The sequence below is a fragment of the Bacillus cereus genome (assembly GCF_015071065.1).
In the GTDB taxonomy this organism is placed as follows: Bacteria; Bacillota; Bacilli; order Bacillales; family Bacillaceae_G; genus Bacillus_A; species Bacillus_A cereus_BA.
In genome coordinates this window covers 22,153-42,764 of sequence record NZ_VOVA01000014.1, presented here as the reverse complement: position 1 = coordinate 42,764, position 20,612 = coordinate 22,153, and the positions used below count along the sequence as shown (strand labels likewise).

Here is a 20,612-nt window from a genome sequence, read left to right as displayed (position 1 = left end):
TACTCTCATACATTTTTTGTAATAGGAATATATCTATACTTTCGGTTTGGAGGTATGGACTATGAACTTTTGGCAGTTTGCCTTTAAAAATGTAACACGCAATTCAAGAGCTTACTTCGCTTATTTCGTCAGCAGTTCATTTTCGATTGCTGTGTTCTTTTCGTTTGCAGTTTACTTATTTCACCCGAAATTACAAAATTTCAGCATGATTTCTGAGATTTCAGGCTTAATGATTTTTTCAGAGGTTGTCATTGTTCTGTTCTCTTTCTTCTTTTTACTATATTCAATCGGATCGTTTTTAAAAGTTCGTAAAAAACAATTTGGTATTTTAACCGTTTTAGGTATATCAAAAAAGCAATTACATCGACTCGTTTTCACTGAAAATATGTTAATTGGTATTTTATCTATCTTTTTCGGTATGCAGTTTGGATTTGTATTTTCACAGTTTTTCTTATTAGTGACAGCGAAAATCACACACCTACCAGGTATATATTTATATTTGCCTACGAATGCTTTCATTTTAACAACGATCGTGTTTCTTAGTCTCTTTATCGCTGTATCTGCATTCACACCAATGCTTATTCGAACAAAAAAAGCAGTGCACCTTTTAAAAACAAACAGTGGAAAACAAAAAGAAAGAAAACCATCCATATTCGTCTCTCTATTTGGTGCTATCTGTTTATTAGGTGGTTATGTTTTAGCTGGAAATCCTAAATATTTCTTCTCAATAAACCCGCAAGTAGGCTTTATATATATGATTTCAAGTATTTTCGTGATTCCAACACTTGTTACAATTGGGACATATTTTTTCTTTTCTCAAATTAGTTTCTTACTTATTTATATTTTAAAGAAAAGAAGAAAGTTTTATATGAAACGGATTAATATGCTTTGGATTTCGGATTTAGCAAGCCGTATCCGAACGAATATTAATATGCTTTTTATTGTAGCGATGCTATCTACAATCGCTTTCACAATGATTACGTTCCTATATGGATTCGGGAAGTTTACAAAGCTAGAGGTTACGAGAAGTTCACCTTTTCCATTCTCTTATTTTTCATATGACGCAAATCCTTTTGTTAACGAGCATTTAAATTGGCTTGAACAGCAATTACAAAAAGAAAATTTCTCTTATAAAAAAATAAAGGCTGATTTATATGAAACACCACTGAAAGAAGATGAAGGTATAACAGCTTATAATGACATATATGCAATGAAACAAAGTGACTATAACAAGCTTGCAGCTTCCCTGCGAATGAAACAACTATTCATGAGCGATAACGAAGCATATGTCTTAACGGGTAGCGCTTATTTCACCTTATTCAGCGAGTTTGAGCCAAGCTACAATAGAAAATCCATTACACTTTCTAGCACAAATACGATATTACAAGTAAAGGGCTATGAACAAGTAGGGGCCATTCCATCTGACTTTTCATATCAAACTTTAATTTTACCGGACGCTGTTGTAAACAGCTTACCAAGTACAACAAAGCATGTATCAGCGTACAATTATAAAGTACAAAACTGGGAAAAGACGTATGAAATTGCTGATGATTTTATGAAAAAAATACAAAAAGATCGACAGGAATTCCAATACGAAGGCCCCCTTATACGCTCCTATGAATCAGCAGACTCATTATATAGAATCACATCAGGAAGTGCTGCATACTTCCTAATCGGGACATTCTTAGGTGTCATTTTCTTTATTGGAGCAGGTAGCGTTCTTTACTTCAGAATGTATACTGATTTAACGAACGAACAAGAGAAGTACGTAACGATTTCAAAAATTGGCGTAACAGATGCAGAAATGAGACGCTCTGCAACCATTCAACTTAGTATTTTATTTTTCGTTCCGTACATTATGGCATCCATTCATACAATGTTTGCAACGAAGATGCTACAAGATGTAATTGGTTTATCATTGTTTACTGAAATTGCAACTGTTCTTATTATTTTTGGAGTCGTTGAAATCGTATTTTTCTTATTCATTCGTTCGCTTTATATGCAAAAATTATCACAGTATACTAATGGGCAAAATATTTAAAACAAACTTGATGAAAAGAGTATGAGGGAACCTCTCCCCATACTCCTTTCACGTTAACTCTATTAGGAGGCTTAGGTGAATGACATTTTGGCAGTTTGCATTTAAAAACGTGACGCGAAACGCCAGAGCTTATTTCGCCTATTTTGTAAGCAGCGCGTTTTCCATTGCAATTTTTTTCTCATTTGCAGTTTATTTATTTCATCCGAAGCTGCATATGACAGACGTTAATTATGCTCTGAACATATTAATGACAATTTCAGAAGTTGTCATTGTATTCTTTTCATTTTTCTTTTTACTATATTCGATCGGTACCTTTTTAAAGGTACGAAAAAAACAGTTTGGGATTTTAACAGTACTTGGCATATCTCAAAAGCAGTTAAAGAGGCTTGTATTTCTAGAAAACATGTTAATTGGTGTCCTTTCCATATTTTTTGGCATTCAATTTGGCCTTGTCTTTTCACAGTTCTTTCTATTAGTTACCGCCAAAATCACACATGTACCTGGTCTATATTTATACTGGCCTACAAGTGCTATTATTTTAACAATAATAATCTTTTTCGGACTCTTTATTCTCGTATCTTCCTTTACACCGATGCTAATCCGTACGAGAAAAGCTGTACGACTTTTGCAAGAAGGTGAAAAACAAAAAGAAAGAAAAGCATCTGTACTCATCTCTCTCTTTGGTGCGACATGTTTACTATCTGGATATGCTTTATCAGCGAATCCGCTATATTTTATGTCACTAGGAGATATCGCTGGACTTTTATACGCCGCCACCAGTATATTTGTCATTCCATCACTTGCTGCAGCTGGGACATATTTTTTCTTCTCACAAATTAGCTTCTTACTCATTCGTATATTAAAAGCGCGAAGAAAATTTTATATGAAACGTATTAATATGCTTTGGATTTCTGATTTAGCAACTCGTATTCGGACGAATATTAACATGCTCTTCATTGTGACGATGTTATCAACGCTCGCTTTCACAATGATTACATTCTTATATGGGTTTGGGAAATTCACAAAGTTTGATGAAATAAGGCAAAACCCTTTCCCTTTTACTTATTTATCACATACTGAAAATACGTTAGCTGATGAACATTTAAATTGGTTAGAACAAAAATTTAACGAAGAGCAGTTTACTTATAAGAAATTTAAAACAGATATATATGAAGTATCTTCGGCGGAAGAAAGCCCGCAGCTCTATTATGCAATTAAACAAAGTGACTACAACATACTGGCTAATACATTAAGCTGGGAACATCTCAACGTAAAAAATAATGAATCTTATATCCTTATTAAAGATTTAGACAGTCAAGTTATTGGAACCATTCATGATCAAAAAGCAAAAAATACTCTTACGCTGAACCAAAATTCTTTACAGTTACAAATAAAAGAATATAAAAGTTATAACCCGTTCCCAAATAGCTTAATATCACAGTTAGTCGTATTATCTGATAAAAATGTAGAAGCTTTATCAAACGTTTCAAAACAGATGAGTGTATATAGTTTCAAAGTGAACGATTGGGAAAAAGCACATGACATTGGTTCCGCATTTACAACAAAAATTAATAAAGATAATGAAGCTATCCAAGCAGAACACCCACCGTTCCATGCAAGTGAAGCGAGCGATTCTCTATACAAAACAAAACTAAATGTCGCTTCGTTCTTCTTAATCGGTACTTTCCTAGGTGTCATTTTCTTTATCGGTGCTGGCAGCGTTCTTTACTTCCGTATGTATACAGATTTAACAAATGAGCAAGAAAAGTATATAACGATTACAAAAATTGGTTTAACAGAAACCGAAATGAAGCAATCTGCTACCATCCAACTTGCGATTCTTTTCTTTGTTCCTTACATTATGGCATCGATCCATACAATGTTTGCGACAAAGATGTTGCAAGAAATATTAAATCTCTCATTATTCGCTGAGATTACAGTTGTACTTGTAATCTTTGGAACGGTTGAAATTCTCTTTTTCCTTTTAATTCGTTCCTTTTATATGCAAAAATTATCACAACATATTAAGTTTTAAAAAATAGAAAGGTGATTATTATGGAAGAAGTATTACACATAAAAAACGTCTCAAAAGTGTATGAAGGAAAAGTCCCTCATACTGCTTTAAAAAATATAAATTTACACGTAGATAAAGGTGAATTCGTTGCGATTATGGGGCCGTCTGGAAGCGGGAAATCTACATTTTTAAACGTTATTTCCACCATCGATTCACCTACTTCTGGTGAAGTCATTATTAACGGAAAACAACCGCACACGTTCCGCAGAGAGAAGCTTGCTATTTTCCGCCGCCAAGAGTTAGGATTTGTTTTCCAAAACTTTAACCTACTAGATACACTGACAATCGGTGAAAATATCGTATTACCTTTAACGTTAGATAATGTTCCTTTAAAAGAAATGGACGAGAAGCTTGATAACATCTCAAAAAAGCTTGGAATTGATCAGATTTTGGACAAGCGTATTTTTGAAGTTTCTGGAGGACAAGCACAACGTACCGCGGTAGCACGTGCTGTTATTCATAATCCGTCACTTCTACTTGCGGATGAACCGACAGGGAACTTAGATTCGAAAGCGGCAATTGATGTAATGGAGTTATTTACGAAATTAAATAAAGAAGAGGATGCAACGATTTTAATGGTTACGCACGATCCATTTGCAGCAAGTTATTGTAACCGAGTTATTTTTATTAAAGATGGTGGGCTTTACAATGAACTACACCGCGGACTACATCGCGAGAAATTTTATCAAGAAATATTAGATGTTTTAGCATTATTAGGAGGAAGACGTGGATGACGTTTTGGCAATTTGCTTTTAAAAATGTCTCACGTAATTCTAAAGCATATTTCGCTTATTTTGTAAGCAGTACATTTTCCATTATGGTTTTCTTTTCATTTACTGTATATGCGTATCATCCACGCTTACAAAGTGTACAAAACTTTCAAGAACGAGATCCTTTAATGAATTTAGCGAGTACAGCACAGCTTGTTATCGTCATGTTCTCGTTCTTCTTTCTCTTATATTCAATCGGAACATTTTTAAATGTACGAAAGCAACAATTCGGGATACTCACTATTCTTGGTATCTCACAGAAACAGTTAAAAAGACTTTTATTTACTGAAAACATGATAATCGGGATGTTATCTATCTTTATCGGTATTCAAGGTGGCCTTGTGTTCTCTAACTTTTTCTTATTAGTTACTTCGAAATTAACAAGTGCGAAAGGCCTTTATTTATATTGGCCAACAGAAGCGATTATCGTTACAACCGTTACCTTTATCATTTTATTTTTAATTGTTTCTACGTTTACCCCCATATTTATTCGTACTCGTAAAACAACGCAGCTCATTAAGGGGACCAAAAAAGAAAAGAACGAAAAAAAACCATCTATACTCATTTCGATATTCGCTTTAACTTGTTTAGGACTATGTTATTATATCGCCGGTTATCCGCAAGGCTACGTAACAGAAAAAAATGTACAAAATGGCTCTGTATTCTTTATTATGTTATCTATTTTACCGCTCGTAGTGGCCGGGACATATTTTTTCTTTTCACAAACATTTCTTCTTTTTATCTACATTTTAAAACAGCGAAGAAAGTTTTATTTGAAACAAATAAATATGTTATGGATTTCAGATTTAGTTGCTCGTACCCGTAGTAATATTAATGTACTCTTTATCGTTTCTATGCTATCTGCACTTGCATTTACAATCATTATCGGGTTATTTGCTGCAAATAACCATACGAAAGCATCGATATTAGAACGATATCCAATACCATTCACCTATACTTCAGAAGGTGATAATGCATTTGAACAAAAACATATTACTACTATTGAAACTGAACTTACAAATGCTAATTTTCAATATAACAAATATAAGTTTACCGTTTTAAAAGATACGGCTTTAAAAGAGGAAATTGCCATTATGAAAATGAGTGATTATAACGCGATAGCTAAACAATTAAGTAGGCCAGAAATCACTCTTAATTCTACACAAGTTTATATTATTTCTCGCTATTCGCCAGAGCTATTAAATCTCGTCTCAAACCCATTTGCGAAGCAGGACACTATTACACTTGGCTCTAATAAAAAGGAATTTCATATTAAAGATTTTATTAATAAAGGAATCGAACCAACCTTTGCATTACCTCACTTAATTGTTATGCAAGATACTGTCATTGAAAATATGATTCCTCACATTGAAACGATTACAGTTTATAACTACTTTATGGAGGATTGGGAAAATGCAATTGTCCCAACGAAAAACATATTAAAAAGCTTAGATCATGATGCAGAAAACTTGTATGAAGCACACAAGGATGAAAAAGATTTTCTCAAGCCATTCCATATTCATACAGCTACTGATGAACTCGTTCACAGTAAAGAGAATGCGGTTGCTCAATTCTTTATTTGGGCATTTCTCGGCTTTATTTTTTTTATTGGAGCCGCTAGCGTTTTATATTTCCGTATGTATAATGACTTAACGAGCGAAAAACAAAAGTATATTACAATTACCAAACTTGGATTAACAGAATCAGAAATGTTTCGCTCTGCAACGATTCAATTAGGAATTTTATTTTTCGTTCCTTATATCGTTGCTGGTGTTCACACTTTATTTGCGGTTAAGTTTTTACAAAGCATGTTCGCTTTCTCTTTACTAAAAGAATCATTAATCGTACTCACCTTTTTCGGGATTATCGAGATCATTTTCTTCTTCTTAATCCGTTCTCTGTACATTAATAAATTATCACAGCATATAAAAATATGAATAAAATGGCCTTGTGCAATATGCACAAGGCCATTTTCAATAGTTTTTAATAATTAGCAGCAATATCCACCATAGCCGCCGCCATAGCCACCACCATAACCGCCACCATAACCGCCACCATAACCGCCACCATAACCGCCGCCTCCGCCGAAGCAGCTAGCACCAATGATAATTAATAAAATAAACAATACGATTAGAAGCGCAAAACCGCCGCCGCCACGTCTGCGGTCGCAATCATCATGTCTGTGTTCACAATTTTCGCCCATTATTCTATTCCTCCTTTAGTATCATTCATAACAAGTTCTTCTTGTTCTAAATGAGGGGATTCCATTTATAGTATGTTTTCAGGGCGAATCGGAAGCTTGCCCTTCCTAAAAACGGGCTTGTTTCATGAAAAGACCCCCAACACAAAAAGAGGATACCTTTAAATAGGGAGGCCACTGAAAAAGTCCACCTAATAAGAAAAAGGAGTCCACCACCTACTATATACAGGTGATGGACTCCTTTTCATTTTCTATATGTCGATGAAATACACGTTATTTTTTCAAAGCAATCACTTTTTCAGTGCCTTCTTAAATAGGTACCTCCTTCTTTTAAACGAACATATTAAGTAAAAGTACAAAGCCAAATGCAATAAATGATAACAATGTCTCTAGCACTGTCCACGTTTTAAACGTTTCCTTCACTGTTAATCCTAAATACTCTTTTACAAGCCAAAATCCCGCATCATTTACATGAGAAAACATTAATGAACCTGCCCCTGTTGCAATAACAAGCAACTCTAAATTCACACCAGACATGTGCTGAATAACCGGTGAAACAATTCCTGCTGCTGTCGTTAATGCTACTGTAGCTGAACCTGTTGCAATTCGAATTAATCCAGCTACCATGAAAGCGAGTACGATTGGTGATAACGATATATGTTCTGCCATTTGCGCAATCGCTGTTCCCACACCACTTTCAATTAATATTTGTTTAAATCCACCCCCCGCACCGATTATTAAAATAATGGAACCGACCGGTAGTAAACTTTCATCTGTTAATTTTTTAATCACCTTTTTATTAATTCCTTGTCTTATTCCAAGTAAATAAAATGCTGCGAAACATGAAATGAGTAAAGCGATTACTGGACTTCCTACGAAAACGAAAAATTCAGTTATTTTTTTCGGTAATGAAATATACGGTGCAACTACTGATAAAATCATCAGAACTACTGGCAGTAATATAATAAAAAACGAAACCTTACGACTTGGTAAATCGGTTGATACAGTCGTAACCCGGACAAGCTCCGGTTCATTTTCAGGTATAACTCTCTTATGTACCCACTTTGCAAATACAGGCCCTGCGATAATTGCTGTTGGTAACGCGATAATTAATGAATACAATAGTACCTTCCCTAAATTCGCATTATAAATACCGATTGCTGTCATCGCACCTGGATGCGGCGGCACTAGCCCATGTACTATGGATAATCCCGCAATAACAGGCAAAGCAATTAATAATATATTTTGCTTCGTTGTTTTTCGAATTGAAATAACAAGTGGTAATAAAATGACGATCCCCACTTCAAAAAATACTGGAATGCCTATAACAAATCCTGCAAACAACATTGCCCAAGGCAGTTTTTTCACACCGAAAAATCGAATAAAGAAATCTGCAACTTGCATGCCTGCCCCTGAATCAGACATCATTTTCCCTAAAATTGTTCCGAGAGCCAGAATACCAACTAAATGCCCTAGTACACTACCAACACCAGTTTCATAGGCAGTCACTATTTTCGTTAAGTTCAGTCCAGACATGATTGCTAAAAACAGACTAGCAACTGTTAAACTAATAAATGCATGCCATTTCCACCATGATACCCCTAAAATGACAATTGCGATCGCAATTAACGTGATGATCAATAAGTATATATCCATCTCTCATTCCCCTTACTTTTATCCCGCTGCCCGTAAACGCCCTATTAGTGTAGGCTAATAATCAGCGGGGGATGAACAAAACCCTCACTAATTAAAGTTTCACTTTATAAAAAAAGAGGGAAAATCCCTCTTTTTTTATACGTCATAATTCACTACATAATGCTGCATTTCCGTGTTGTAGTAGCCTTCACTATATTCAATTACTTCGCCAACCTCATCGTAAGAATAGCGCATACGTTTTAATAACGCCGTTCCTTCTTTTTCACCTAACGATTCTGCAACGAAACTAGGCGCAAATCCAACAGCGAATTCATCTCTAAAGTTTTCTAAATGTATCCCCCGGTCCTCGACTAAATCGTAAAGCGATTGTAAATCAAAGTCCGATAAATCTGTACTTGCCATTTGTGCTGAGAAATAGTGCGTATAATGAATGTACGGAGTATCATTTAAAGCATATAGACGCTCAATACGGAAACTCTCTTTACCGAATAATCGAAACGGCACTGTTCCTTCTTCATTCTGAACTACTTCTGCCTTTAGCAATTTCTTTTGTACTTTATATCCTTCTTCCACTAACACTTCAGTAAATTTCTTACCCTTTGACAATTTTGTCGCAGAAGTATTACGAATTACTTTCGTTCCTTTACCGCTTTTCTTTTCCAAATATCCTTCTTGAGCGAGTTCTTTAATCGCATTACGCACTGTAATTTTGCTCACTTTGAACTCTTCCTCTAATTGCGGTTCAGAAGGAATATTCGTATGAATCGCATATACACCATGCAATATTCGATCACGAATAATATTTTTTATTTGTAAATATAATGGTCCTTTTTTCCTCGTTACGTTCACCGTTACACCCACTACCTTTCTACATCACCTACTGATGCCGTCATTGCCCGAAGTATATCTTTCTCTGACGACATTGGCGTATCACCGACGATTGTATGTGCAAGCATTCCAGCTGCTGACGCAAATGAAACAGCTTTCTCTGGTGCAAACTCTGCTATCTCGCCATGAATAATCCCGCTCGTATAAGCATCTCCAGCACCTATTCTATCATATACAGAAAACGTAAGTGTTTTTGCAAAAGTGAACGTTCCATCTTTACATATGAATCCGCGAAGTGATTGTGTATTATCGCTATTAATAGAACGATGTGTACCAGCAATTGTAGCGATATGATACATTTCAGCTACCTTTGGAATGAGATCCGTCAGCTGCGCTTCTCGCTCCGTCTCTTCTGTTTTCATTCCAAGAACGAACATTGCATCCTTTTCATTCATCATAACGATATCAGCAAGGTCCAGCATTTCTTCATAATGTGGTTTCGCCTGTTCATATCCGTCTTCTCCCCAAAGCGATGGACGATAATTGCAATCAAAAACGACAGTGCCTCCGTTTTCTTTAACTGCTTTCGCTAAATATTTCATATGGTGGTGCACAGTATCATTCATCGCAAGTGTAATCCCGCAAAAATGAACGATGTCAATTTCCTTGGCGATTTCTTCAAATTGGTACATCTCTTCAGATGCTGTGTTGAAGCTACTTTCTAGTCGATTCGAATATGTAACGCGGCTTGCACGTGCGCCAAATCCATTTTCTAAAACGTACATGCCAACATATTTACCGCCTCTTGAAATAAACGGTGCCTGAATACCTAATTTTTGAATGTGCGATACCGCAGCATCTCCAACCGAATTTTCCGGTAAAGTTGAAATAAGAAAACCTTCATGTCCTAGATGAGAAAGCGCCGCTGCAACGTTCACGCCTGTACCTGAAAATGAGTAATTTAGCGTGTTAGCTTGTGATAACAATTCATATCCCGGTACTTGCAGGCGCATCATTACTTCACCGAATGCTGCAATTTTCTTACGCATATTGATCAACTAACTTCTTCACTACCGCTAATAATTCACGTACATCTTCTGTTTTCGTATTACCAGTTTCTTTATCAATAATAGAAGAATACACATGCGGGATAACTTGCTCTACTTTTGCCTCTAATGCAATACGTACAATTGTTTCGAAGTTTTCTTTATCAATTCCACCCGTTGGCTCTAATGCAAATCCTTCTTCCGCACAAGCTTTCGCAACCGCGCGATATTCTTCTTCATGAGCTAAGCCTTTCATCGGGAAGTATTTCAATGAATTTCCGCCCATGTCACGCACAAGTGCGATCGCTGTTTTAATTGGAACGATTGCCTTTTCTTCCCCAGCCGCACTAATTGGACCAGTAGAAATATTTACGTAACCTACTTTTCCTGTAGGTGATACTAAACTATTAATCCAGCTATCTTTTCCGCCAAGATTAGCGCGCGTTGCTCCAACTGAAGGGAATACTTGGTTAATATGACTACCAGGATAATGCTTCGCAATTTCAGCTACAACTGCCGCTTGACGATTATCTCCTGCTCCTAGTCCGATCGATACAGCGTCATCAATTTCTTTTCCGTATGCTTTCATCGCAGTTACTGCTTCTTCTACTGTTGGATAATCTTTTGATAACACACCAACTACTACATAACCTTCTGCCGCTTCAAAAATGCCTTTCGCATTTCGGGTGTTGTTTGCTAATACATTTAATGCTACGCGGCCTTTATAAAAACGTTTTTGAATGTTTGTCATTTTAGTTTCCCCCCACAATTTCTCTCATTTTTTCTTCAATCACATGTATGTCATCACCTTGAAGTGGACGTGGATCGATATCAAAGAATCCTTGTCTTACTCCGTAATCACGTGTGTAAATTGCGATTTCCCCTTCGCGTAATGCCGTAACAACGTCTTTTGCTGATTTATTTAACTCTTTCTCGTTAATATGGATACGCGCTCTAAAGATTGCTCTTCCTGCTTCATCTTGAACGATTGTTACATTTACACCGTTTAATTCTTTCAGCGGTATAAGCACTTGTAACAACTCTTTTTCTTGCTGACTCTTATCTTCTTTTACTCCGTATTCATCGAGTGCTTGCAGTAAGCCAAACGTTGTCTCTTTCCCAACTTTCATGCTTCTTCCGATGCAATGTAATTGCACTTTAATCCATTCAATATATTTTCTCTTGCCGCCAACAATACCGGAAGTTGGGCCTTCAATTGCTTTTGAACCGCTATAAATTGCTAAATCAGAATACTTCACATATTTTTGAATATCTTCTTCAGCTGCTGCATCAACGATAAGTGGCACATTATTTCGCTGCGCAACTTCCCATGCTTCTTCAACAGAAATCATATTTTTTTGCACTGCATGATGTGATTTCACATACAGAATCGCTGCTGTATTTTCGCCAATTGCATCTTCAATATGTTCCGCTTTCCCTTCGTTTGCGTAACCAACTTCAACTAGTTTACCGCCGCCTAAATACACCATTGTTTCAACAGGAGCACCGTATTGAACGTTATGACCTTTTAACATAATCACTTCGTTTTTCGCGATTACTTCTTGATGAAGTCGTTCACTCTTACGGCGGTTTCCTTCTGTAACGATACCAGCAATAGAAAGTGCAATTCCGCTCGACGCTGAATTTACAACGACTGCTGCCTCTGCATCTAGAATTCTTGCAATATGTTCTCCTGCTTTATCTACTAAATCTGCAATTTCCACATAATTTTGTCCACCATGCTTCATCGCATCCATTACCGTATCTGTAGGAGCGGATACACCTAAAATACTCATTCTACCGCTCGCATTAATAACTCTTTTTAATCCATATTTAGCATTCAATGAATGACCCATTGATTACAACCCCTTTCGTATCAATTCTTCTTTCAGCAATGCGCTGATCCCCTTCTGAATCGATTAACGTAATCGGTTCATCTTTCACCGTAAACAAAGTTAAGTTCGCAATATCTCCTTCTTGAATGCGGCCAAGCTCTGGTTTCTTAAGCCACTCTGCTGCATTTTTCGTAACCGCATCAATCACTTCTTCGAGTGTGTAACCTAAGTAAAGGAATTTCGAAAGAACGTTAGCCATACTGTAAACTGGACCATGTATACGATTCTTCCGGTAAATATCTGTACTAATCGTATTAAGAGCAATGCCGTAACGCTTTGCTGCCTCTGCTACTTTAAAAGAAAAACTAGCATTGCCATGCCCAACATCTAAATGAATACCACGTTTCACTGCATCTAGTAATACAGGGAGTGGCTTTCCTTCTCCATCAAATAAATTATTTTCTTTCCCGTTTAAATAATGTGTAATCACATCATCTTTTTCTAAAAGAGGTACAACTTCCTCTATACGTGGAGGCGCTGAACCGATATGTACCATAATCGGCAATGATGTTTCACGAGATAAAGAGCGTGCTACATGAAGCGGTTCAATTCCGCTATCACAAACGACACTTTTACTCATTCTCGCTTTTAACCCAACGATTACATCTTTATACTTTTCTACTGCTTCTATCACTTTCTCTTTATCTATCCATTCCATATTGGATAATTCATCAATTCGTTTCAAACCAATTCTTGAAATATTTAAAAAGGCTAACAAATTTGTTTTGGCCTGTTCTCTACTAGATACTAAATCTGCAATACGGTCAGCCCCGCAGCTACCCGCATCAACAATTGTCGTTACCCCTTGCTTAACGCCAATTTCATCTACCTCATCGCCATACGGATCAAACTCTGGAAAAGCATGAACGTGCAAATCAATCCAGCCACTCGATACGTAAGTACCTGAGTAATCAAGAACCTTTCCACCCTCGCCAGCACCATTTTTCGTCACCTGTGCGATTTTATTATTTTCAATTACAATGTCAATCTCTTCCCCGTTCACACGTTTCACATTACGTAGTACGAATCGTTCTGTCATTGTATTTCCACCCTTTTCTATAAGAAGCCACAAGAATACGCTTACATTAAATTTTCATTTTATATCTCTTTCACACATTTAGAGTAACACGAAAAAAAAGAAAAGTAAATATAACGTTATAATGTTTAATTGTAAATTGTTTCGTTCTGTAAAAGAAGATTATAAATTTAAATCCACATCTTGATGAGAGTTTCCAGTAAATATCCGGACAACCTATAAGCAGGAGGGGTGTCCTTGGGATTTCGAATTTTATTATTTATCATCTTAGTTACTTTGTATTTACCAATGATGGTTAGCGCAGAGAACCCACCACTTACGGCTGCATTTATCCGGGACCATCAGCTATGGATGAAAAAGGGGAATCAAGAAATACAAATCACAAAGAATCAATATGTGTATTCTCCAAAATGGTCGTATGATGGTAGGTTTCTTGGTTATATCGATAGTGATGAACAGGGTAAAAAATCTAACCTATTCATTTATGATACTAAAGAGAAAATAAGCTATCAGCCTTACGTAAGAGTTGAAACGTCTAACTTTAATTGGTCACCGAACAAAAATCAATTGGCCTACACTGATCAAGGTTTATTAAACGTTACAAAAACAAAGAATGGGCGCCCGCAAGGTTTTAAAAATGTATCACTTGGCGTTAGTGATTTCGAATGGTTCCCGAGCGGAAAGGAATTTATCGCTTCCTCACAATCCTGCTTACGTCCTACTGGATGGGGGCCAATCCCACTTTATAAAATTCCGGTAGATGCAAATCTTGCTAAAGATAAAATAACACCTTTTTATACGATTCAAACAAATGAAACTGATTTATTTGCGATTGGTACTAACTATTTTAAGTGGAGTTCTGATGGAAAGTGGGTTAGCTTTTTGGCCACTCCTACTGCTTCCTTGTCAATGGATAGCAATACGTTATGTGTTATCTCATCAAAAGGGAAACACTTTCAATCGATTGGTGAAATGCTAGGATTCAAAGATTGGATAAAGTGGGCTCCATCAGCCAATCAACTGGCCTATATTTCAGGAGAAGGAAGGTTTTTTGTAGAAAATAAAAAATTCACAGTTGCAGACATGATAACATCAAAACAACAAAAGGAATACACACCTGTAGGTTATGTCGACCTTGATTTTGAGTGGTTCTCACCAGACAAAGTGATTGTGGCTCGTGCAAAAGAGAACAAGCAATGGAAGGAAGGTCCTGTTCCGCCGATGTTCACAACGCTTTATATTATCAATATAAAAACAGAAGAACAGAGACAAATCTCGTTCCCGAAAAAGAATGAACTTGATGAAGATCCTCAAGTTGTTGGATCTTATCTTACTTGGTTTCGCAAGAAGACTAATGTATATAAAGGTGATGTCTGGGTGAAGGATAGTTTAAATCGCCAAGAGTATATGTGGCTTAAGAATGTTGATGAGGCTCCAACCTTTTTTACTTTGAATTAAAAATTTCTTTTTCTATTATTAAGAATTGTATCTGCTCCTCTATTTTGATTCTCCCACTATAGAGCGCTATTATGGGAGAATCAAATTTTATCCCGCAAAATCCCCACTGATTAAAGTTTAATTTTATTTCAAAAGAACCCCTAGTCCTGAACCGTCACAATAACTCCGTCCATATTGTTCCCCGAAATTTCATACTGCTTATTTACTGGGACATTTACGTTCATACGACCTGAAACTTTATAATAAGAAACCGTATATTTCTTACCTTCCACCTCAGTTGAAATTTCTTTTTCCTCTTTTAAGAAGTCCAAATATTCCTCTAACGTAATTTTCTTTTTTTGCATAATCGCACTATGTGGTAAGCCGACATAACGTATATGCCACGGCTCATATTGAATGCCTGTAATATCACTTTTATTTTTCGGATAACGTAAAACAAATCCGTGCTTCCATACGTTCTCTTCAATCCATTTTCCTTCAGGAGCTTTCTCCATTTTCTTTTGAGTAGACCCAACGTCGAGTGATAACCCTAAATTATGTTCACTATACCCTGCTGGAAGCGCATAATCAGATCCCATTTCTTTATATAATTTACTTTGTTCTTGAAAATCTCGGTAACCGCTACTCATTAAGAAATGCTGTACTCCATCTTTCCCAGCTGCATCGACAACGTTCAAAAACTTTTTTACAACACCCTTTGATAAGCGAAGATTCCTATCAAATATCACATAACCTCTTACTAATTCACTATTATGATTTATATTTATAATATCAGACCTAATGCTATCTTTCTTAACCGGATAATCTTTATTAACTAATAATAGATCCCCTTTATAAATTTGTTCTTCTGTAATCTCTATCTTTTCAGTATTCGCCGATTTTACCTTATTATCTTTTTCTGCAATTTTAACATCGATCTCCTTTTGAAATAACGGTGTTATATAAAAGCCCACACATACTGTGCATGCTATAAAAAGAAAAACAAATACCCACTTTTTCATTTCTAGTTCCTCCTTAACGTAACTTACGTATAGAATAGAAAAAACTATTAAAATAAAAAGTGGGGTAAAGTTAAAATTTTTATTAAATTTCCAGATTATCCTCTTTTGGTAATCTCACTTCAAATATCGTTCTAATTACATTACTTTCAGCAGAGATTGTCCCGTTATGCTGTTCGATAATATTTTTCGCGATAAATAATCCAAGACCTGTTCCACCCTGCTGCTCTGACCTCGCTTTATCACCTGTATAAAACATATCAAATAAATATGGTAAATCCTCTTCTGGAATGCTATCTCCGTAATTAATAATTTGTACAACTACCTCTTCATGATCAATATATCCGTTCATATCAACAAAATTCCCATCATATCCGTAACGAATCGCATTCGTTAAAAGATTTTCAAAGACTCGAGCTAATAATTTCCCATCACCATTAATATGTAAGTGGGGCGCAATATTCAATCTCGCTTCTAAATCCTTTTTTTCTAATGACGGATACAATTCTTCCTCTAACTGTATAAGTAATTCACTTATATCAATTGGTCTTTTTTCCAGCTGCAGCATGCCATAATTCATTCTCGTTATTTCAAATAATTCATCAATTAAGCTTTCAAGCCTTTCCGATTTCGTAAAAGCAATCGTAGAAAAATGTTTAATTTGTTCTTTTGTTAAATTCTCATCTTTAAGAATTAAATCTAAATATCCTAAAACAGAAGTTAATGGTGTTCTTAAATCATGAGCTAAGTTAACAATGAGCTGATCCTTACTACTTTCCGCAAAGTCTCCTCGTTCAACTGCTTCTTTTAATTTCTCACTCGCTACATTTATTTCACGAGCAATATATCCAAACTCGTCATTTGATGAAACGCGAACTTGATTTGTAAAATCACCGTTCGCCAAATGATGAATCCCGTTCGAAATCTCATCAAAATATTTTAAGTATGGTCTAGTAAGGAAGAAGAAAAACATAATGGATAGAGGGATGAAGATAATTAAAAAGAAATTAATATCCCCAATTTGTCTTACCATTGAACGAAATTGGGCTAAAGGATCCTCATAACGAACTACTAGTTTATAATAAATCCGTAATCCTTCATAAAGTAAATACGTTATGCCAGCAGCAAATATCATACTTAACGCAAATAACATAACCATCTTCGAACGAAAGCTTCTCATCTTTTTAGCCATTGAAAGTATAACCTACTCCCCACACTGTTTTTATTAACTTATTCTTTCTTTTATCTTCTCCAAGCTTTTTCCGCAGCGTACGAATATGTACCATAACTGTATTTCCACTTTCGTAATACCCTTCCGCCCACACTTGCTGAAAAATATTTTCCACACTGTACACTTTCTTCGGATGACTCGCTAATAAATATAAAATATCAAACTCTTTCGGTGTTAATTCAACTTGTTCTCCGTACACATTTACTGTTCTTCGCTCAGGATCAATAACGACTCCGCCTACCTCTAAAGCGGATTTATTCTCCGCTACTTTCGGCTGATTTAACGTAAGAAATCGGCGTAATTGTGCATTTACACGCGCAACTAATTCAATCGGTGTAAAAGGCTTCGTCATATAATCATCCGCACCTAGCACAAGGCCTGTCACCTTATCAAAGTCAGATGTTTTCGCACTTAAGAAAATAATCGGCATATGATGTTTCGCACGAATTTGGCGCGTCACTTCATATCCATCCATTTTCGGCATCATAATATCTAAAATCACTAAGTCGATTGGCTGAGTTTCAATAACATGAATTGCCTCTTCTCCATCAACTGCTTTAACGACGTGGTAACCTTCTTTTTCTAAATGTATCGCAATTAAATCAGCAATTTCCGCCTCATCATCGGCTATTAAAATTGAAATACTCTTCATTTTAGTCCCCCTACTTCATTCCGTTTTCATACGCTCGATTTTAAACTAGTCTATCCAATTTGTACAATGAGAAAAGGCTACTCATAAGAGTAACCTTTGTTATTTCATCTTTCAAACACAATCCGCTGTTTCGTAATTTCCGCCAATCTCCCGCGATCCACCTCATACTCAGCATCAATACTTTGCGGCACCACTACTTTCCCGCCCTCAAGCGTCACTTCCGGCGAAATAATATCCTTCTCCCAATGCCTACTAGAAGCGGATATATCTCCCGGAATCGTAAAGTTCGGCAATGACGCAAGCGCAACGTTTTGTGCCCGTGATATCCCCATCTCTACCATACCGCCGCACCAAACCGGGATATTATGCTCCATGCAATAATTATGTATTTGAACCGATTCTGTTAATCCGCCCACTCGCCCTGGTTTAATATTAACGATGCGGCAACTACCAAGCGTAATGGCAACGCGCGCGTCTTCTAAACTATGGATGCTTTCATCTAGACAAATCGGTGTTTCAATTTTCTTTTGTAACTGTGCATGATCAAGAAAGTCGTAGTCTGCTAACGGTTGTTCAATCATCATCAATTGAAATTCATCTAGTCGTTTCAACTTCTCCGTATCCGCTAACGTGTACGCTGAATTTGCATCAGCCATTAGCGGGATGTTCGGAAACTCTTTGCGAATCTCTTTCAGCAATTCGTAATCATGCTCTGGCTTTATTTTCACTTTAAAGCGCCCGTATCCTTCTTCCGCGTACTTCTCGATTTGTTTTAACATAACTGGAATCGTATTGATCCCAATTACAACTCCGACTTCAATTTCAGTCCTAGTTCCGCCCAGTAATGTCGCTAACGACTGCTTTTGACGCTTCGCATATAAATCCCAAACGGCACCTTCAATTCCGGCCTTTGCCATTCGGTTTCTCTTTATATGTTTGAACAAAGACGGTACTTCATTCGGATGAGAGATTTCAGCTTTCAATAAATCTGGTAATAAAAAATCCTGAAGTACATGTAGCGCTGTCTTCACCGTTTCTTCCGTATACCAAGGCTCAGAAAATGCGACAACTTCGCCAAATCCAATGTACCCATCCGTATCTTCTAATTCGATGACGATACTTTCACGCTTTTCGTAAGTCCCATAACTTGCAGCAAACGGGATTACGAGTGGCATTTCCGTTATATAAAGTGTCGCTTTTTTTATCTCCACCTACATCTCCTCCACTAATTGTCTTAACTCTCGTCTTAACAATTTCTTCGAAGCGTTTCGTGGTAATTCCTCTAAGAAACACGCTTTCTTCGGCACTTTATATTTCGCTAATTTCTCCTCGCAAAAATGAAGAATTTCTTCTTCTGTTACCTCTCCACTTTTTACAATAAAAGCAGCTGGTACTTGTCCCCATCTTTCATCAGCCATACCAACAACACCAGCTTCCGCTATCATCGGATGAGAGAGCAACACTTCTTCAATTTGAGCTGGATAAATATTTTCTCCGCCAGAAATAATTAAATCACTGCGGCGATCTAATACGTATAAAAATCCTTCCTCATCTAAATAACCGAGGTCACCAGTATGAAGCCATCCATTTTGAATTGTCTCTCGCGTCGCATCTTCACGGTTAAAATAGCCACGTGTTACGTTCGGCCCTTTTACCACAATTTCTCCTTCAGTACGGGGCGGCATCACTACACCATCGTTTTCAATACGTAGCTGACACTGAAATAGTGGTTTTCCAGCTGATCCTACTTTCGTTAACATATAATCTGCTGATAACGTACAAATTTGCGATGATGTTTCTGTCATACCGTACGTTTGATACACAGGAATTCCTTTTTCTACACACGTTTCTAATAACGGTTTCGGTGCTGGTCCTCCGCCAAGTAACATGCATCGTAAAGAAGATGGATATGCCTCTTCTCCAAGTCTCTCTAATAAATCAGTTAACATTTTAGAAACGACAGAAATAATCGTTACGCCTCTCGTTTGAAGTGCTTTATGAATAAAATCAGCATCGTATTTCGGAACGAGTAAAATGCGCATTCCGTACATAATATTTTTCATTAAAAGAGATAACCCGCCAACGTGGAACATCGGCATACAGGCTAACCAGCAATCATCATCACGAAGCCCTAAATTAAGCGAAGAACCGACTGCGCTTGCCCAGTGGTTACCGTACGTTAAAATAACGCCTTTCGGTTTTCCTGTCGTCCCAGACGTATAAATAATTGTCATCGCTTCTTCTAAAGAGAATTCTTCTTGTATAGATGCTTCTGCCTTCGGTCCATTCATCACTTCAGCGAATGAATATACCGGAACATTTTTCGTCTCAAACTCTTGATCCGTCACTAAACAAACAGCTTCCGCATCATCCATTTGCCAAAGTAGCTCTTCTCTTGAAAGACGCGTATTTAAAAGCACAGCTACTGCACCTACGTAAGATAGGGCGTGAATAACTGTAATCATCTCCATACCATTTTTCATCAGAACAGCCACCTTTTGCGCCCGCTTCACTCCTACATGCGGGAGGTGTTCACAAACAGATACTACTTTTTCATGTAACTGCACGAAGGTAACCTTCTCCTCTTCAATTTCAATTGCAGTGCGATCAGGTGTTAAAAATGCACGTTGCATTAACCAATTAGGCATCGTCTCCATCACTCATTCTCCTTTCATGAAAGAAAGAGACTTGATATGACATCAAGTCTCTTAGTTGTTTTGTTTCCGG

The 20,612-nt window shown here is 36.8% G+C and carries 16 protein-coding genes and 2 pseudogenes; 5 read left to right on the top strand and 13 right to left on the bottom strand.

Features of this window, described 5'->3' with window-relative positions; genetic code table 11:
- The first annotated feature begins 61 nt into the window (after nucleotides 1-61).
- The 4 genes from FT637_RS23055 (at nucleotide 62) to FT637_RS23040 (ending at nucleotide 6,822) form a co-directional block, all read left to right on the top strand.
- Nucleotides 62-2,041, top strand: a complete 1,980-nt coding sequence (locus FT637_RS23055; RefSeq protein WP_193648265.1) for an FtsX-like permease family protein — start codon at nucleotides 62-64, stop codon at nucleotides 2,039-2,041.
- Between the two features lie 79 nt (nucleotides 2,042-2,120).
- On the top strand, nucleotides 2,121-4,076 hold the full coding sequence (locus tag FT637_RS23050; RefSeq protein WP_193648264.1) for an FtsX-like permease family protein: 1,956 nt from the start codon (nucleotides 2,121-2,123) through the stop codon (nucleotides 4,074-4,076).
- 20 nt (nucleotides 4,077-4,096) lie between these two features.
- Nucleotides 4,097-4,849, top strand: a complete 753-nt coding sequence (locus FT637_RS23045) for an ABC transporter ATP-binding protein (RefSeq protein ID WP_193648263.1) — start codon at nucleotides 4,097-4,099, stop codon at nucleotides 4,847-4,849.
- The gene (locus FT637_RS23040; RefSeq protein WP_193648262.1) at nucleotides 4,846-6,822 is read left to right on the top strand and encodes an ABC transporter permease; all 1,977 of its coding nucleotides are present in this window, start codon (nucleotides 4,846-4,848) and stop codon (nucleotides 6,820-6,822) included. Before FT637_RS23045 ends, FT637_RS23040 begins: the two co-directional genes overlap by 4 nt.
- Nucleotides 6,823-6,890: 68 nt before the next feature.
- On the opposite strand, the pseudogene FT637_RS30055 reads toward FT637_RS23040, so the two are convergent.
- From FT637_RS30055 to FT637_RS23005, 8 genes and pseudogenes are all read right to left on the bottom strand, one after another.
- Nucleotides 6,891-6,989 (bottom strand): annotated as a pseudogene (locus tag FT637_RS30055) (hypothetical protein); the annotation flags it as partial.
- A pseudogene (locus FT637_RS30050) lies at nucleotides 6,978-7,088 on the bottom strand (YjcZ family sporulation protein); the annotation flags it as partial. The pseudogenes FT637_RS30050 and FT637_RS30055, both read right to left, overlap by 12 nt.
- Before the next feature lie 327 nt (nucleotides 7,089-7,415).
- Nucleotides 7,416-8,741, bottom strand: a complete 1,326-nt coding sequence (gene gntP / locus FT637_RS23030; protein WP_193648260.1) for a gluconate permease GntP — start codon at nucleotides 8,739-8,741, stop codon at nucleotides 7,416-7,418.
- Nucleotides 8,742-8,876: 135 nt separating this feature from the next.
- Nucleotides 8,877-9,602, bottom strand: a complete 726-nt coding sequence (locus FT637_RS23025; RefSeq protein ID WP_193648259.1) for a GntR family transcriptional regulator — start codon at nucleotides 9,600-9,602, stop codon at nucleotides 8,877-8,879.
- Nucleotides 9,602-10,618: a sugar kinase gene (locus FT637_RS23020; RefSeq protein ID WP_193648258.1), complete on the bottom strand. Its 1,017-nt coding sequence runs from the start codon at nucleotides 10,616-10,618 to the stop codon at nucleotides 9,602-9,604. The genes FT637_RS23025 and FT637_RS23020 overlap by 1 nt, the downstream gene beginning before the upstream one ends.
- Nucleotides 10,611-11,366 (bottom strand): 2-dehydro-3-deoxy-phosphogluconate aldolase, encoded by a 756-nt coding sequence (dagF, locus tag FT637_RS23015; RefSeq protein ID WP_193648257.1) that lies wholly within the window; start codon nucleotides 11,364-11,366, stop codon nucleotides 10,611-10,613. Before dagF ends, FT637_RS23020 begins: the two co-directional genes overlap by 8 nt.
- 1 nt (nucleotide 11,367) lies before the next feature.
- A complete protein-coding gene (locus FT637_RS23010; RefSeq protein WP_193648256.1) occupies nucleotides 11,368-12,471 on the bottom strand; it encodes a DgaE family pyridoxal phosphate-dependent ammonia lyase in 1,104 nt (367 codons plus the stop codon).
- Nucleotides 12,449-13,549 (bottom strand): amidohydrolase/deacetylase family metallohydrolase, encoded by a 1,101-nt coding sequence (locus tag FT637_RS23005; protein ID WP_193648255.1) that lies wholly within the window; start codon nucleotides 13,547-13,549, stop codon nucleotides 12,449-12,451. The genes FT637_RS23010 and FT637_RS23005 overlap by 23 nt, the downstream gene beginning before the upstream one ends.
- Nucleotides 13,550-13,783: 234 nt before the next feature.
- Here FT637_RS23005 and FT637_RS23000 point away from each other — a divergent pair, with 234 nt between their 5' ends.
- On the top strand, nucleotides 13,784-15,004 hold the full coding sequence (locus FT637_RS23000) for a translocation protein TolB (RefSeq protein WP_193648254.1): 1,221 nt from the start codon (nucleotides 13,784-13,786) through the stop codon (nucleotides 15,002-15,004).
- Nucleotides 15,005-15,144: 140 nt separating this feature from the next.
- On the opposite strand, the gene FT637_RS22995 is transcribed toward FT637_RS23000, so the two are convergent.
- The 5 genes from FT637_RS22995 to FT637_RS22975 form a co-directional block, all read right to left on the bottom strand.
- Nucleotides 15,145-16,005 carry a D-alanyl-D-alanine carboxypeptidase family protein gene (locus FT637_RS22995; RefSeq protein WP_193648253.1) on the bottom strand — a complete coding sequence of 287 codons (861 nt, stop codon included), beginning with the start codon at nucleotides 16,003-16,005 and terminating at the stop codon, nucleotides 15,145-15,147.
- A gap of 82 nt (nucleotides 16,006-16,087) precedes the next feature.
- Nucleotides 16,088-17,194: a sensor histidine kinase gene (locus FT637_RS22990; protein WP_193648252.1), complete on the bottom strand. Its 1,107-nt coding sequence runs from the start codon at nucleotides 17,192-17,194 to the stop codon at nucleotides 16,088-16,090.
- Nucleotides 17,187-17,885, bottom strand: a complete 699-nt coding sequence (locus FT637_RS22985) for a response regulator transcription factor (RefSeq protein WP_193648251.1) — start codon at nucleotides 17,883-17,885, stop codon at nucleotides 17,187-17,189. Before FT637_RS22985 ends, FT637_RS22990 begins: the two co-directional genes overlap by 8 nt.
- 104 nt (nucleotides 17,886-17,989) lie before the next feature.
- Entirely contained in the window at nucleotides 17,990-19,096 is a 1,107-nt protein-coding gene (menC, locus tag FT637_RS22980; RefSeq protein WP_193648250.1) for an o-succinylbenzoate synthase, read from the bottom strand.
- Nucleotides 19,097-20,542, bottom strand: coding sequence for an o-succinylbenzoate--CoA ligase (locus FT637_RS22975; RefSeq protein WP_193648249.1), 1,446 nt, complete (start codon nucleotides 20,540-20,542; stop codon nucleotides 19,097-19,099). It abuts the gene before it with no gap.
- Nucleotides 20,543-20,612 lie beyond the last annotated feature (70 nt).